General features: G+C 62.9%; 12 protein-coding genes. 3 read left to right on the top strand and 9 right to left on the bottom strand.

Annotation, left to right across the window (positions count from 1 at the left end):
* Positions 1-98: 98 nt before the first annotated feature.
* A complete protein-coding gene (locus G6N47_RS16145; protein ID WP_083133623.1) occupies positions 99-2,282 on the top strand; it encodes an acyltransferase family protein in 2,184 nt (727 codons plus the stop codon).
* 38 nt (positions 2,283-2,320) lie between these two features.
* On the opposite strand, the gene G6N47_RS16140 is transcribed toward G6N47_RS16145, so the two are convergent.
* Entirely contained in the window at positions 2,321-3,481 is a 1,161-nt protein-coding gene (locus G6N47_RS16140) for an acyltransferase family protein (RefSeq protein WP_083133624.1), read from the bottom strand.
* A gap of 232 nt (positions 3,482-3,713) precedes the next feature.
* On the opposite strand from G6N47_RS16140, the gene G6N47_RS16135 reads away from it, so the two are divergent.
* Entirely contained in the window at positions 3,714-4,796 is a 1,083-nt protein-coding gene (locus G6N47_RS16135; protein ID WP_083133625.1) for an NAD-dependent epimerase/dehydratase family protein, read from the top strand.
* 18 nt (positions 4,797-4,814) lie between these two features.
* On the opposite strand, the gene G6N47_RS16130 is transcribed toward G6N47_RS16135, so the two are convergent.
* From G6N47_RS16130 to G6N47_RS16115, 4 genes are all read right to left on the bottom strand, one after another.
* Complete coding sequence (locus G6N47_RS16130) at positions 4,815-6,089, bottom strand: glycosyltransferase (protein WP_083133626.1); 1,275 nt, start codon at positions 6,087-6,089, stop codon at positions 4,815-4,817.
* A 14-nt stretch (positions 6,090-6,103) separates the two neighbouring features.
* Positions 6,104-7,363, bottom strand: a complete 1,260-nt coding sequence (locus tag G6N47_RS16125) for a glycosyltransferase (RefSeq protein WP_083133700.1) — start codon at positions 7,361-7,363, stop codon at positions 6,104-6,106.
* A 148-nt stretch (positions 7,364-7,511) separates the two neighbouring features.
* On the bottom strand, positions 7,512-8,780 hold the full coding sequence (locus G6N47_RS16120) for a glycosyltransferase (RefSeq protein ID WP_083133627.1): 1,269 nt from the start codon (positions 8,778-8,780) through the stop codon (positions 7,512-7,514).
* A gap of 186 nt (positions 8,781-8,966) precedes the next feature.
* A complete protein-coding gene (locus tag G6N47_RS16115) occupies positions 8,967-10,280 on the bottom strand; it encodes a hypothetical protein (RefSeq protein WP_083133628.1) in 1,314 nt (437 codons plus the stop codon).
* A 461-nt stretch (positions 10,281-10,741) separates the two neighbouring features.
* Here G6N47_RS16115 and G6N47_RS16110 point away from each other — a divergent pair, with 461 nt between their 5' ends.
* Positions 10,742-11,557: a GAP family protein gene (locus tag G6N47_RS16110; protein ID WP_083133629.1), complete on the top strand. Its 816-nt coding sequence runs from the start codon at positions 10,742-10,744 to the stop codon at positions 11,555-11,557.
* Between the two features lie 26 nt (positions 11,558-11,583).
* Here G6N47_RS16110 and G6N47_RS16105 read toward each other — a convergent pair whose 3' ends face one another.
* The 4 genes from G6N47_RS16105 to G6N47_RS16090 all read right to left on the bottom strand — a co-directional run bounded on the left by G6N47_RS16105 (position 11,584) and on the right by G6N47_RS16090 (position 15,352).
* Positions 11,584-12,453, bottom strand: coding sequence for a glycosyltransferase family 2 protein (locus G6N47_RS16105; RefSeq protein WP_269476095.1), 870 nt, complete (start codon positions 12,451-12,453; stop codon positions 11,584-11,586).
* Between the two features lie 6 nt (positions 12,454-12,459).
* A complete protein-coding gene (locus G6N47_RS16100) occupies positions 12,460-13,200 on the bottom strand; it encodes an FkbM family methyltransferase (RefSeq protein ID WP_083133631.1) in 741 nt (246 codons plus the stop codon).
* 86 nt (positions 13,201-13,286) lie between these two features.
* Positions 13,287-13,934, bottom strand: coding sequence for a class I SAM-dependent methyltransferase (locus tag G6N47_RS16095; protein WP_083133632.1), 648 nt, complete (start codon positions 13,932-13,934; stop codon positions 13,287-13,289).
* A 146-nt stretch (positions 13,935-14,080) separates the two neighbouring features.
* Positions 14,081-15,352: a glycosyltransferase gene (locus G6N47_RS16090; protein WP_083133633.1), complete on the bottom strand. Its 1,272-nt coding sequence runs from the start codon at positions 15,350-15,352 to the stop codon at positions 14,081-14,083.
* Positions 15,353-15,376: the final 24 nt, after the last annotated feature.

Genomic DNA, 15,376 nt, shown 5'->3' with positions numbered 1-15,376 from the left:
GGGACAGCCGGCCATGAAACCGTGACCAGCGCGGATCCGCCAACGTATTCGATTCGAATCCACCCCTTCGGTGCTGCGGGGAATGCGACAATGCCGCCATGCGCCTGGATGACACCGTTAGCCCCATCAAGGGGGTGCAGGCCGGGCGCGCGCCCCAGAAGGATTTTCGCCGAGACATCGAGGGCCTGCGCGCAGTCGCGGTGTTGGCCGTTGTCCTCTTTCATGCTGAGGTTCCCGGCGTCGGCGGTGGGTACGTCGGCGTGGACGTTTTCTTCGTTATCTCGGGCTTCCTCATCACCGGTCTGCTCTTCCGCGAGGTGCGCACCGCCGGCACCGTCCGACTGCGCGGCTTTTATGGAGCGCGGGCCCGCCGATTGCTGCCGGCGTCGGCCACGGTAGGTGTCGTTACCGCGATCGGCGCGGCAATTCTGTTGCCCCCGTTGCAGGCTCGGACCGTCTTCGGCGACGGCATCGCCAGCGCGTTATATGTCAGCAACTACCGGTTTCTGGTCCAAGGAGCCGACTACTTCTTCAGCGAGATGCCGCCATCGCCGTTTCTGCATTACTGGTCTTTGGGTGTAGAAGAGCAGTTCTACCTGGTGTGGCCGCCCCTGATAATCGGCACGGCCTGGCTCATCCGACGCGCGCGTCGACGCCGCACGGCGCACCACACGTCTTCAGCAACTCCGTATCTCGTAGTCCTTGCGTTGGTCGCGGCGGTGTCGTTTGCGCTATCGCTGGCGATCACCTACTGGATACCTTTTGTGGCGTTTTATTCGTTGCCCACCCGGGCCTGGCAGTTGGCTGTCGGCGGACTAGTGGCCCTCACGGCCGACCAGTGGCACCGCTTACCGCCGCTACCGGCAGCGATCGCGGGATGGGGAGGGCTGGCCCTCGTCCTGCTGGCATGCACCGTGTTGGGCACCGGGACGCTGTATCCGGGTACGGCCGCACTGTTGCCCGTGCTGGGCACGGCACTGGTGATCGGCGCTGGCTGCGGTTCGGCTTCTCGGGGATGCGGTCGCGTCCTGTCGTTGTGGCCGATGCGGGCGATCGGCCGGGTGTCGTATTCGTGGTATCTGTGGCACTGGCCGGTGCTGCTGCTCGCGCCGCCGTTGCTGGGCCACCCGCTGGGGCTGGCCGGAAGGCTAACTGCGGCACTCGTTTCGGCCGGGTTGGCCGTTGTCACACTGCATTTGATCGAGAATCCGTTGCGATTCGCCGCTCCTGTTCGCCGCTCTCCTCTCCGCAGCCTTGCGCTTGGCGGTGTCGCGACCGCCGTAGCGGTCTGTGTAGCAGTGGCGCTGCTGGTAGTGGTGCCGGCCCCGGTCGGCCGTGGTGCGCCGGCTGCAACGCTGACCGTCAATGCGGCACCCGTGCCGGCGGGCCACAACGTCAACGCCTACGACGCGGCGGTCCGGCACGCGTTCGCGCAAGTGCAGGACGCGGTCGCGGCAGCTGCCGGCCTGAAGGCCGTACCGTCGAACCTGGATCCGCCGCTTGCCAACGTGGCAGCCGAGAGATTTGCCACGTACGTCGACAGCTGTGCGCGCCAGTTCTACCAAGTCGCACAGCCGGAATGCGCGACCGGCGACACCACCTCGGCGACCACAGTGGCACTGGTCGGCGACTCGAACGCGGCGATGTGGAACCCGGCCTTCCAGCAGCTCGCCGCGCAGCGGCACTGGCGGCTAGAGACGCTGGGCAAGGCAGCTTGCCCATTGATGAACGTGCCGCTCATCAACCCATTACTTCACCGGGAGTACACCGAGTGCGAGAAGTGGCGCGGCCAGATCATCGACCGGCTGCGCATCGAGCACCCCCGACTCGTCGTGCTCAGCTTGTGGCGGCGCTACGGTGCCGCCCATGGCTTTCCGTCGGGATTGACGTCATATGACCCGGCCTGGATCGACGGCCTGGCCCACCTGGTACAGCAACTGCGCGATACCAGCGCACGGGTGCTGGTCCTCGGGCCGATCCCGGATCCCCAGTCGACGGTGCCGCTTTGCCTGTCGGCGCATCTCGACGACGTAACGGCCTGCTCGCCGCTACGGTCGACCGCGGTCAACGCAACCGGCATCACGGCTGAGTCGACTGCCACCACAGCCGGTGGCGGAGAGTACGTCGATCTCACCGAGCTATTCTGCACAGCCGACCGCTGCCCCGTCATCGTGGGCAACACCTTGGTCTACTTCGACAGGAATCACGTGGCGCGCGGCTACTCACGAGTGTTGACGCCGGTAATCGGGGCGCTTGCCGACCGCGCTCTCGCGCGAAAGTAACCCTGGCAAAACGCAAATGCGACCCGACGGTCGATAGTCTAACCCGAGACCGTCTGCCCAGGCTGAGCTTCCTGCGCCGGGACCCCATTTCTTCGCCTGAGCCGGGATTTCAAGGATAGAGCGCGCTTTTCGACCAGGAACCAGCTCATTGCGGCGAGGGGTACGGTGGCGAATGTTGCGACGACCGCGAACAAGATCGGATTCAGAATGCCGAGCCCACAGATGACTAGCAACTGCTGGATCGGAAATGCGTAAATGTAGACGCCGTAGGACAGATCTGTGCGCAGCCTCAATCGCTTGTTGTGAACCAGGGCACCCGAAGCGATGATCAAGTAAGCCAGTGGAACGGCGCCGAGCAAGCGGTAATTAGGAAACAGGCTCGCCGCCAGCACGATGACCAGGCTCACCGAGACAAGTGACCATCGAGCAGGAATCACGTTTCGGAGCCGGTAGAGGAGCGCACCAGCCAGAAACATCACCGCGAAACGCGCGGCGATCGCCTGCATGACCAGCGCGATGATCGCGGGGTCTTTGGCAGCCTCGATGTGTCGCGGCGTGTCGGCTGGTTCTTCCAACAAAGACAAAACCCACGAGGGCAGAAGCGCCGACCACGTTAGCGCGAGTGCCAATGCCACAGGAATAAACCACCGGCGACTCAGGAGTCCGACGACACCGAGAACGGCAACAGCGATGTAGCACAACACCTCCCACAGGAGGGTCCACAGCGAACCGTTCCACTCGTGCGGCCAGGGGATCCCGCTCGGTGTTCCGCCGATATCGAACTGAAGCATCACCACTGCGCAGTTTTTCAGGACGTACTCGATCGGTGCGGTTGACAGCAGCAGCCTTGCGGCCGAACCACCCTGAATCGCCACCGCGATCGGGGCGATCAGGAACGCGGTCACGATCAGGCAGGCCCACAACCCTGGCAAGATGCGAAGGCCGCGAGCGATGAAATAGGTGCGCAGCTGCGGCTTGTTGAACCAGCTCCATGTGATGAGAAATCCCGAGATCGCGAAGAACCCGTCGACCCATACGTCTCTGAGGAGTTGGTTAGCCGGCTTGTCGAATGCGGGGTATCCGGTGAGCCCGTGGCCGGTGAGCCCGAACGAGTGGGAGAGGATAACTCCAGTCGCCAACGTTAACCGCCAGGCGTTCAGCGCGTTGTTTCGCGGGTCGAATTCCTGGCCGAGTTTCATGGCTCCCCCGTCCGCATCCGCTGTGGCCGGCAATCGATGCTCCGCCAACGCAGCAAGTTTAGAGTTCGCGCTCGCCTCACCGGCAGCACAATGGGATTTCTCGTTACCCGGGCGCTGATCCCGATGCCGGTCGGCCCTTGCCAGATATGATCGAATCCGACCGCGCTCTAGACGCCAGTCGGTCACTACTGCTCAACAGACGAACCGGAGGCCTCGGCTCTTGTCAACGTCCGTGCTCGTCACCGGTGGGGCAGGATTCATCGGGTCCGCGCTCTCGCACCGTCTCGTCAAAGACGGTTGCGACGTCGCCGTGATGGACGTCTTGCACCCGCAAGTGCACGCCGGACACGCCACGATCGACCTGCCGCCATCTGTGCGGTTGTTCACCGGCGATGTCACCCATGCGCCCGACTGGGATGCGGTGCTTCGGCTATTTCGTCCTTCGCAGATCGTGCATTTGGCGGCGGAGACCGGAACCGCACAGTCGCTCACCGAGGCGACACGTCATGCCTCGGTGAACGTCGCAGGCACGGCCCAGCTTCTTGACGCCTTGAGCCGCGCCGGACACGTACCCGACCAGTTCGTGCTGGCGTCGTCACGGGCGGTGTACGGCGAGGGCGCTTGGCAATCCGGCAAAGAAGTCTTCTATCCGCGGCCTCGCACTCACGCTCAGTTGCTCGCCGGAATCTGGGATCCGCAAGGGCCCACCGGCGAAGCAGCCGTGCCGCTTCCGAGTCGCGCAGGACGAACTGAGCCACGACCCACCAACATCTACGCCGCGACCAAGCTCGCTCAGGAGCACATGTTGACCGCTTGGACGACCGCACATGACGCAAGTCTGAGTGTGCTGCGGCTGCAGAATGTTTACGGGCCGGGCCAGTCGTTGTCCAATTCGTACACCGGGATCGTAGCTCTCTTCGCGCGGTTGGCGTGTGAGCAGCGCCCTTTGGAAGTCTATGAAGACGGTCGCATCGTGCGCGATTTCGTATTTATCGACGATGTAGTCGACGCACTGTTCGCGACGCTGCAAGGGCCTGCGGCGCAGTCACGCTGTCTAGACATTGGCTCGGGCAACGCGACCACCATCCACGAGCTTGCTCTCAAGCTCGCCGCCATCTGCGATGCCCCCGAACCGGTTGTCGTAGCGAAATTTCGGGACGGTGACGTACGCGCCGCTAGCTGCAGCATCGAGCCGGCCAAAACCGAGCTCGACTGGCATCCGAATTGGTCACTTGAGGGCGGTCTGCGTGCGCTGCTCGAATGGATCGGTGGGCAGGATGAATTGCCTTGCGTTCCAAGCGATCATGCAATGTAGGTCAGTGCATCGCTACGTCTAGCGGCAGCCAACACGCCCCTGCCTGGCGAAGTTCTCGACGAGATCGGTGGCGGCCACCACGCTTTCGGCGGGTTTGGCTATCCGGCTCGCGATCTCGCGGGCCCGCGCGACGCATTGCGGAGCAAGAATGGTGCGCAGATCCGCAATCAGCGATTCCTGCGTGGTGGTCGAAAAGCGCCGGGCAGTACCCACCTTCAATCGTTTCACCGCAGTTCCCCGCAGCGACTGGTCGGGCCACGTCCAGAGGATCAACGTGGGCACTCCGGCGCCCAGGCCCACGGCGGTGGTGGCGGCGCCGCCATGGTGCACCACCGCGCGGCAGGCCGGGAATATCGACACGTAATTCACCGCGCCCACCACCTTGACGTGTTCGATCTCCGCGACGTCGCTGAAGTCACTCCAGCCGGCGCACACCAACGCGCGCTCGCCTAGATGCGCGCAGGCCGCACTGATCATGGCGAGCGTCTCGGCGGGCGAGCCGACCGGGATGCTGCCGAAGCCGAAGAGAACCGGCGGTGTTCCCGCCGCGATCCATGAGGCGACCTCGGCGTCGGCCTCCGTGGGCGTTTCCATCGTCAGCGCGCCGACAAACGGCCGCTGGTCACCGAATTTGGCCCATTCGGCGGCCAGCCCGGGAAAGCAAACCTCGTCGTAGGCCTGGATTTCCAGCGATCCGCGTTCGGCGATCCGTCGCGGCGAGGGCCGTGTCGCCTTGGGTAGACCGAGTTCATGGCGCTGCGCGTTCTCGATCTTTCTTGTCATGCGCCAATGCGCCCATTCGAGTGCCGTCATCGGGGAGCGGGCCAGCCGCGCCGGGAGCATCGGAATGAACTGGCCGTGGGCCCGCATCGGGAACGTGTGCAGCGTGACCAACGGAATGTCGTAGTACTCAGCGATGTTGGCCGCGCCCTCCTGGAAACTGATGCCGGTGAGTAGCAGGTCGGCCCCTTCTGCCAACGAAGTGAGAGCCGCACTCATCTCCTCCCACGACTGAATACCGGGCTCCCAAATTTCGCGCCACAGCCGGATTACTTCCCGGATCTTCCAGAAGTTGCGGAAGAGGCTCGTCCAAAAGTCACGGTGCATGTCGATCACGGCCTGCGAATCCATTCCGTAAGCGACCGCCGGAAGCCCGGCCGCCTCGACGTCGCCAACCAGGTTGGGCGCCACTGCCACGCGCACTTCGTGTCCTCTACGCACCAGCTCCCGACCGACAACGATGAAAGGCTCGACATCGCCGCGGGTCCCATAGGCCGCCAGCACAAATTTCATCGCAGCTCCACCCCTCACTTCCCGCGCGCAAAATTTTCCACGAGATCGGTCGCGGCCGCGACGCTTTCGGCGGGTTTAGTCATCCGAGTCGCGATCTCGCGCGCTCGGGCGACGTACTCCGGAGCGAGGATAGTGCGCAAGTCGTCAAGGAGCGTTTGCTGGTTGGTGGTCGAAAAGCGCCGGGCGGTACCCACCTTCAATCGTTTGACCCGGGCTCCCCAAAGCGTCTGATCGAGGTCCGTCGAGAGAATCAACGTGGGGACTCCGGCGCGCAGCCCGGCGGCCGTGGTGCCCGCGCCACCGTGATGCACCACCGCGCGGCAGGCCGGGAAAACACCCGCGTAATTGACCACGTCCACCACCTTGACATGGCCCGAATGGGGGACGCCGCTGAAATCAGTTCCGCCAGAGCACACCAGCGCCCGCTCACCCAATCGCGCGCACGCCTCGCTGATCATGCCAAGCGTGGCGGCCGGAGATTCGACCGCGATGCTGCCAAAGCCGAACAGCACCGGCGGTGTTCCCGCGGCAATCCACGACGCGACCTCGTCGTCGGCGTCCGTCGGCAACTCCATCGTCAGCGCGCCGACAAACGGCCGCTGGTCACCGAATTTCGCCCATTCGGCTGCCAGCCCGGGAAAGCAAACCTCATCGTAGGCCTGGATTTCCAGCGATCCGCGTTCGCTGATGCGCCGCGGCGACGGTCCCGGGACCTTGGGCAGGCCGAGTTCGCGTCGCTGTGCATCCTCGACCTTCTTCGTACCCCGCCACGACAGCCACCAGAATGCCCTCATTGCGGAGCGGCCCAGCGGCGCCGGCAGGAATGAGAGCAGTTGGCCGTTGGGCCGCAGCGGGAAGTAATGCAGCGTGGCTAATGGGATGTCGTAATACTCCGCGACGTTGGCGGCCGCGTCCTCGAAATTCAGGCCGGTGAAGAGCAGGTCCGCTCCGTCCCCCAGCGACCTCAGCGTCGTGCTCATCTCTTCCCAGCACTGGATGATCGGCTCCCCGACGGCCCGCCGGAAAGCGATCAGATCCCGCACCCGCCATGGGTTGCGGAATAGACATGTCCAGAACTTGCGGTGCGCCTCCAGAACCGCCCGCATATCAGGTCCGCAACCGACTGCGGAGAGCCCGACCGACTCGGCGAATCCAACCAGGTCAGGCGGCACGACCATGCGCACTTCGTGCCCTCTCCGCAGCAACTCACGGCCGATGGCGACACAAGGCTCGACATCGCCACGAGATCCGTAGCATGCCAGCACAAATTTCATTGCGGAGATCCTAGCCTTTCGCTTGTCGTGCGAGTTCAGCGAACCGACGGGCTTCACCCGCCCGTCGAGCGCCTCCTGCGCAGCCCTGATCCGGTTCACGCATTCGGCGTGCGGCAACGCTTACCTAGGTCCGTGCCGAGAAAACCGCTCAGCCAACGCGGCCCACGCGGGCAAACTTTTCCACGAGATCGGCTGCGGTCAGAACGCTTTCGGCTGGTTTGGTCATTCGCGAGGCAATGTCGCGCGCCCGGGCGGCGTACTGCGGGGCAAGGATGGTTCGAAGGTCGTCGACCAGTGTTTCCTGCGTGGCGGTCGAAAAGTGCCGAGCCGTGCCCACCTTCAATCGTTTGATCGCAGCCCCCCACAGAGTCTGATCGAGGTCTGTCGGAAGGCTCAACGTGGGGATTCCGGCGCGCAGCCCCGCGGCGGTGGTACCTGGGGCGCCGTGATGCACGACAGCACGGCATGCGGGAAAGACGGCGGCGTAATTCAGCGTGTCCACTACCTTGACGTGCTCGAAATGGGGGACATTGCTGAAGTCGCTCGAACCGGCGCATACCAGCGCCCTCTCACCTAACTGCGCACACGCCGCGCTGATCATGGCGACCTTCTCGGCGGGAGATACCACCGGGATGCTACCGAAGCCGAAGAAGATCGGCGGAGTGCCCGCCTCGATCCACGACACAACCTCGTCGTCGACATCTGTCGGCAACTCGATCGTCAGCGAACCGACGAAGGGCCGTTGGCCATTCCACTTGGCCCATTCAGCTGCCAACCCGGGGAAGCAAACCTCGTCGTAGGCCTGGATTTCCAGCGATCCGCGCTCGGTGATCCGTCGCGGCGCCGACCCCTTTGTCTTCGGCAGGCCCAAGTTGCTGCGCTGCGTGTCCTCGAGCTTCTTACTCCCAAGCCAAGACATCCACCAGAACACTGAAATTGCGCCGCGGCCCAACGGCGCCGGCAAGAATGGGAGGAGTTGGCCGTTCGCCCGCAACGGGAAGAAATGCAGTGTTGCCAGCGGAATGTCGTGGTACTCGGCCACGTTGGCCGCGGCGTTCTCGAAATTCAGGCCAGTGAACAGCAGGTCTGCACCGTCCGCCAGGGATGTCAGCGTCGAGCTCATCTCCTCCCAGCGCTCAGCGACGGGCTCCCAAACTGCGCTCCGCAGCTTGTTCAAATCCCCGAGCTTCCAGAAGTGGCGGAAGAAACACGTCCAGTAGTCGCGGTGCGCGTCCGCGATGCCACGCAAATCCGGTCCGTAGCCGACCGCCGTAACACCGGCCGCCTCGATGAAACCAACCAAATCCGGCGGGACGGCGATGCACACTTCGTGTCCGCGGCGCTGCAGTTCACGACCAACAGCCCCGAAGGGCTCGACATCGCCACGACTTCCCCAGCTTGCCAGCACAAACTTCATTGCGCGGTCCTGACCTTTCACTTCGCGTGGGCGTGGTCGGCGTCAGGGCGTCGGTTATTATTCCGAATTCTCGGATTGTTGGTAGGGTTTTTCGGCTTTTGGGCGCGAAAGCAGGGCGATTGTGGTTGGACTATCTACTAGCGCTCGGCGAGTTGTGCTGCAGGACAAAGCATCCCGTGCGAGCGCTCAGAGGTGCGTGCCGGTGAGGGAGAACTCCTTCAGGACGCTCGCAAGGTCATGCCGCAAAGCATCGTTAGTGTTGGTACGGCCCGGCTGATAAGCAAGTGCTGACACAAAGACTCGTTCATGCGCTCTTCCGGCCCCCATGATCTGCAGTCCACCGAACCGGTGCACCATCGCCTCGGTCACGGTCGGGTAATGCATCCGCATGCCGAGGTAATCGGCGTCCGTGCCATCCGGCCTGGTGGCCGCCGGATTGATCACCCCAAGGCTGGTTGAGACGACGCCGACCCCATTACCGCTGATGTTCCTGATGAGCCGCTTAGGCACCAGAGGAACGGCAGAAAACATTGCCCGCTCGTCGTCTGGCACTTCCCGGTGGCGCATCAGCGCCTCTCTCATGGCGGCACGGATCTGGCGCAGGTCGGTGGCCGCGGTGGACGGGTCGACCATGATGTCGACATTGCTGACGGCGTTGGCGCGAGTATCGCCAGCGGTGCGCTCGTTGAATGGGATCCTCAAGTCGACCAAGCCGTCGGCGGTGACCCGTCCCCGTCGTTCGGCGAGCCGAGCCGCCAATCCCGCAAGCAGCGTCGCGCTGCTGCCGCCGAGTGAGTCTGCACGGCCCTCCCACTCGTCGGCATCAACGAACATCGTCGCAATCGGGACCGTGATTGATCGGTCGGATGCGCAGGGGGGAAGCGCAGGCAGCGGGGCGGCAGGTCCAGCTTTGCTGCGACTGCTACGGGCCACCCGTATTGCGGCGGCGACGCCGCGGCCGATCGCGCGGGCATCGCGCGCGGTTTGGCGAGCATCCTCGCGCACGGCCTGCCACCGCCGGCGCGATCCGGCCGCAGGCCACCTAACCGGGTCGTCGCGGCCCAGCGCGGCATCGGCCAGCGCCTCGAACAACCCCAGACCATCGGTGATGGAGTGCGGCACGAGCAGGCTCACCCCGGCACCCCCATCGGTGAACGGCAGCACCGCCAGATGCCATCCCGGTCCCCGCTCGCAATCCAGCGCGATCCTGGCCTGCTCGGTCAGCCACGCGTCGAATTCCTCGCGCGGCCGCGCGGATGAGACCACCTCGAGTGTGGGCGAGCCGTTGGGCGCGACCCAGCGGTGCCGACCGAACGGCAACGGCGAACGTTCGATACGGCGAGACAACCGCCCCCGCTGAAGATGGTCATGAAACTTCCGCAGACCCTCGATATCAACAGCACGGTTGTACACCCAAACAGCCTGAATGACGACGGTAACTCCTGTCGCTCGCCCGAACTCAAACATGGCCTGGTCGAGCGGGTCGAGCAGGTTGTCCATTTGCGTACCGTACTTTCTCATCGTTAGCCGTAGATGCCGTTTTACCTTCAGTAACGACCAAACCATCGCACGTCACTTGGGATATGGACGGAACGGGGGTGGTGTCCAACAAACGATCAGAACCGATCAGGCCCGTTAACCAATCTGATCAATTCGGCATCAGCAGCATGTCTCTCAACCAGCCGTGCACAATGCACGACCCGCCCTTTCCTGGCCACTATAGGTCGGTTCAACGCCGAGCTCCGAGCAGCGGTCGACTGGTCATGAGCGAACGCCGTGTCCCACATACATTTTGGACGGTTACGATCACCTGACGTCTTCGCTATGAGCCACCTATGAGACGCCCTTGGCCGCCGGGCCGGCCGTCACTGCCTGCTACAGCCCGTGCGTCAACGACCTAAACAACGCTCAGAGCTATAGAACAATCAACGGACCCGTGCCACCAAGGTAGTGTTCCGGCCATGTGGAGCTCACTGGTGTTGGTGGGGTTGAGTTCCGGGCTTCTGACGGGGTTTGATCCGATGCGTCTCGGCCTGGCCCTTCTCGTGATCTCCCGGCCCAGGCCTGTACAAAACCTGCTCGCATACGGGGCCGGAAACCTGATCGCATGCATTTTCACCGTGGTGCTGCCGCTGACGATGCTGCACAACACACCCATGCTGAAATCTTTTGCGGACAATTTGGCCACAAATCCGACGGTCAAGCACATTCAACTCGCGATGGGTGTGGTGGCGCTATCGATCGGTGCCCTGCTGGCGGTGCATTCGTTAACGCGTCGGCGCCAGCGGGCGCATGCACCCGCAGCGCGCGGTGGTACCTCGACCCAGGTGCTGGACTCGGATAAACCGAGTGCAATCTCACGACTGTTCGGCCGCCCACAAGATGTGCCGTCCGAGGGTGTATCTGCATTCCGGCGGTTACTCCACCGTGCCCACAACGCGTGGGAAAACGGATCCTTGTGGGTTGCGGGCGCGCTCGGCCTCGGAACGGGGCCGCCACTAGACGGGGTTCTGTTCCTCCTCGCGTTTATCGTCGCATCGGGAGCTGCGACCGGGACGCAGGCCGTTGCCGCCGTCGCGTTCGTCATCGGGATGCTTGCGGTTATCGAATTCACGCTCGCCAGCTATCTGACCGCGCCAGCCAAAACCCAGGCGATCGTGCAACGGCTGCACGATTGGGCGCGGACGCACCGTCGAAAGATCCTGATAGCTATGTGCGCAGTGGGCGGGCTCGCCCTCGTGGGCACCGGCATGGGCAGCGCCGCAGCTGGCGGTTAAGAACCGTCGTGTGTGACACCGCGTGGTCAGTGTCCGGAGGAGTCCGATCTGGCCTCCCGCGCGGCCCTGGTCCTGATCAGCTGTTGACGCACAGCCAGCGGCGCTTGCCGCCAGGCATCCCTTCGCCTCAAGAGCGCTACCTGTCGGCGACAGGTCTCGAAGGCTGACCACCAGAAGAACACGGGCAGCCGCTTTCTGAACTCCTTGTCCGCGCCCTTGCTGGCACAGACCCCAGTCATGTCGTTGTAGTGAGCAACCACGATGTCCATGTATCTCGTGACAAGTGCTGGGTTGGAGAAGCAGCGGATGTTGAAGTCCCAGTCGGCCCATACCGGGTAACGCAGGTTGTAGGGTCCGATGCCGGCGAACAGGTCGCGGCGGTAGAAGATCGCTTGATGGCAGATGTTCGTCTCAAACAGCAGGCGGTCAAGGTCGAAGGCCCCACCCCAGCGGGACCAGGTTGAGCGAATGATCACATCGCCATAGACCAGATCACTCGGCTGGTGTTCGTTGATGAAGGCGGCCACGCGCGCCAGGGTGGTCGCCTCGTGCAGGGTGTCGTCGGCGCCCAGAAAGAGCAACCACGACCCCGTAGCCATGCCGACCCCGCGGTTCATGGCGTCATAGACACCCCGGTCCGGGCCGCAATGAGTGACCAGGCGCGTACCGAGATCGGCGGCCAAGCCGTTCACGATGTCTAGGGTTTCGTCGGTCGAGCCGCCGTCGACCACGACGAGCTCGAAATCACCGCAGGTTTGGCATATGACGCTGTCAAGGCAAGTATGCAGAGTTGCCGCTGCGTTCAATGTGGGGACGACGATCGAAAACATCGGTGCGGTCATACCACTTGTCACGTTAGCAGCGGTCAGCCCGGCGTACCGCTTCGTCCCAGAAATTTCGGCTCAAAGACTCGGTCCTTCCTCACGAAAGAAGAGCCCGTCGGCCTGAAGCATTCGACCATTGCGGAAATCGGTGAAGCAGGGCAGCAACCCCGTCAGCGTGAAGCCCAAAGAATGTACGAGGTCGAGCGCCTCACGGACGAGCATACCGCCTTCATACAAAGGTACGAACGATAGTTCGAGTTGCAAGCCAACGCAGCGGTCATCGACGGTTGACTTGCTACCGGCCAGCACCTGTTTCTCAAATCCTTGAACATCGACCTTGAGAAAGGCAACATCATCCGGCTGTAAAATTTCTGATACGACGGAATCGAGCTGATGTATCGGCGTGTCTTCGACCCCGATATAATTTGCTGGTGGATAGACGTCTTGATGGCTTTTCAGCATGGGCAGGACGGAACTGCTCTGACCGGCGTTGCCGGCGACATTTATCGAGATCGTTCCATCAACGTCGCCTAGCGCATACTGCCGACAGTCCCAAAGCGGATCTGCCGATGCTCTCCTCGCCAAAACCGAAAATGGACCAGATAAGGGTTCGAACGATATGATACGACCCTTGTAAGCCGCCTTGCGAAGGTCGGCAGCGTATTGTCCCGAGTTGGCGCCTACATCCAGAACGACATTTACGCGATGCGATTCCAGCTGCTGCACAATCTGACGCTTCCAGTTCCGCTCGGAATAGCGTCGCGATACCTCGAAAGCAGCGCTACGGGCGATCAATCGAGCACTGTCCAACAAATGCACTGCACAACATTAACACCCAAATAGCGCACCGGGGAGATGGACGCGAGGGTCGGCGGCTGCCTCGAGATTCGCCGCGCTCGCTGAATTCAACCATTTTGTCCAGGGATCTCGACGACGATCGAGTCCAGGCCGGCGCGGATCACTGCGGTGGGGAATGTCGAGCGCGCGGCCGCCGTGATCGCGTCGAGCTGGGGAAATCCGGCGAGTCCGGAGCCGAAGAGACGGAGATCATCAATCACGATGGTGCTGCCCGCCGGAGTTACGTCGGCGAGGCGCCGCAGGGTCGACTCTGCAGGCTCCATCTCCTGACCTTCGGCTGTCCCAGGGCCGGAGAAATGCCCGTCTAGGTACACCAGCGGCGGGGTCGAGCAATTTGCGACGATCTTCGGGATCTCGACGAGCGAATCACCATGGATGACGGTGACATTGGGATGATCGGCGAACCGCTGTTGGGCTGCGGCATAGAGCTCGTCATGTAGTTCGACGGAGAAGACTTGATCCGTGTGCGGTATCAAAAATGCGGTGGTTTCACCTTTGTACGTGCCGGCCTCGACGAAGATCCTGTGCCCCCGCGATTTCAGCGTATTGAGCAGGTGCCGTCGCTTGGCGATTGCGGGTGGTGATACCAGGTGCATGCCCCGGAACCAGCCGTGTGCAGCGGCAAGGCGGTTGGGCTCGAGTGAGTTTCTACTGCGGACCAACTTCAGCGCGATATCGATGAGCTTTTGCCTCATCCTCGACATAACGGTTGATGGTAGGGCAGCGGTCGAGAACACCAGCCTGTCGGTACGAGCCACAAAGGGTCACTGCCCCGCCGCACCGACGTTGGTGCGGTACCACACCACTGTTATCTCGATGCCGGCACGCAAGCCTTCGCCGATCAGCCGACACGCCGCAGTCGGGCGAAGTTTTCCAGATGATCAGCAGCAGCGACAGCGCTCTCGGCCGATTTGGTCATCCGCCTGGCGAATTCGCGGGACCGGGCAACATAGTCCGGGCCGAGGATCGTCCGCAGGTCAGCGATCAACGATTTACGAGTAGCGCTCGAAAAGCGCCGCGCCGTGCCTACTTTCAACCGTTTGACCATCGCACCTGTGAGCGTCTGGTTGAGGTCCGTCGACAGGATCAACGTGGGCACCCCGGCACGCAAGCCCGCATCGGTGATACCCGAGCTACCGCGGTGCACGACCGCGCGGCAGACCGGAAAGATCGCTGCGTAATTCAACTCGCCCACGACCTTGACATGCTCCCACTGGGGGACGTCGCTGAAGTCAGTCCAGCCGGCGCCAACCAATGCCCGCTCGCCCAACTCCTCGCAAGCCTCGCTGATCATGGCCAGCGTATCCGCAGCAGACGCAACCGGGATGCTGCCGAAACCGAAGAAAATCGGCGGTGTTCCCGCCGCAATCCACGACAAGGCCTCGTCGTCGGCATCCGTGGGCAACTCCAGAGTCAAGGTGCCGACAAAGGGCCGCTGGCCGTCGAATCGCGCCCATTCGGCGGCCAGCCCCGGAAAGCAAACCTCGTCGTAGGCCTGGATTTCCAGTACTCCACGCTCGATCATCCGTCGCGGCGCGGGCGTTGTCGCCTTCGGCAAACCGAGCTCACGGCGCTGCGCGTCCTCGAGCTTCCTGGTCGTCATGCGCCACGTCAGCCACTCGTAAAACGTCATCGCGGAGCGGCACAACCCTTTCGGTAGGAATGGCAGGAGCTGGCCATTGGGCCGCAACGGAAACCAGTGCAGCGTGGCCAACGGAATGTCGTGGTACTCCGCGACATTGGCTGCGGCATCCTCGAAAGACAGGGTGGTGAACAGCAGGTCGGCCCCGTCCGCCAGCGACGTCAAGGTCCTGCTCAACTCCTCCCAGCACCGCTTACCGGGTTCCACCACTTCGCGCCCCAACCTGCTGACATCCCTGATCTTCCAGAAATTGCGAAACAAGCTCGTCCAGAAGTCACGGTATGCATCAATCACCGCCTGCATCTCGAGCCCGTACGGGACCGCCGCAATCCCAGCCACCTCAACGATGTCGGCTAAGTCAGGCGGTACGGCCATGCACACGTCGTGGCCTCTGCGCAGCAGCTCACGACCGACAGCGGCACAAGGCTCAATCTCGCCGCGACTTCCCCAGGCTGCCAACACAAATTTCATCGCGGCTCCGAACCCTCCACTTCC

It is taken from the genome of Mycobacterium branderi (genome assembly GCF_010728725.1).
Classification (GTDB): domain Bacteria; phylum Actinomycetota; class Actinomycetes; order Mycobacteriales; family Mycobacteriaceae; genus Mycobacterium; species Mycobacterium branderi.
Note: the sequence above shows the minus strand (reverse complement) of the source record. Positions and strands in the feature narration are given on the sequence as shown.

Bases quoted from the DNA above. Each gene is read 5' to 3' on its own strand.
- G6N47_RS16120 (WP_083133627.1), bottom strand. From the start codon at position 8,780: ATGAAGTTTGTGCTGGCAAGCTGGGGAAGTCGTGGCGATGTCGAGCCC.
- G6N47_RS16090 (WP_083133633.1), bottom strand. From the start codon at position 15,352: ATGAAATTTGTGTTGGCAGCCTGGGGAAGTCGCGGCGAGATTGAGCCT.
- G6N47_RS16125 (WP_083133700.1), bottom strand. From the start codon at position 7,363: ATGAAATTTGTGCTGGCATGCTACGGATCTCGTGGCGATGTCGAGCCT.
- G6N47_RS16130 (WP_083133626.1), bottom strand. From the start codon at position 6,089: ATGAAATTTGTGCTGGCGGCCTATGGGACCCGCGGCGATGTCGAGCCT.
- G6N47_RS16115 (WP_083133628.1), bottom strand. From the start codon at position 10,280: ATGGACAACCTGCTCGACCCGCTCGACCAGGCCATGTTTGAGTTCGGG.
- G6N47_RS16095 (WP_083133632.1), bottom strand. From the start codon at position 13,934: ATGAGGCAAAAGCTCATCGATATCGCGCTGAAGTTGGTCCGCAGTAGA.
- G6N47_RS16140 (WP_083133624.1), bottom strand. From the start codon at position 3,481: ATGAAACTCGGCCAGGAATTCGACCCGCGAAACAACGCGCTGAACGCC.
- G6N47_RS16145 (WP_083133623.1), top strand. From the start codon at position 99: ATGCGCCTGGATGACACCGTTAGCCCCATCAAGGGGGTGCAGGCCGGG.
- G6N47_RS16110 (WP_083133629.1), top strand. From the start codon at position 10,742: ATGTGGAGCTCACTGGTGTTGGTGGGGTTGAGTTCCGGGCTTCTGACG.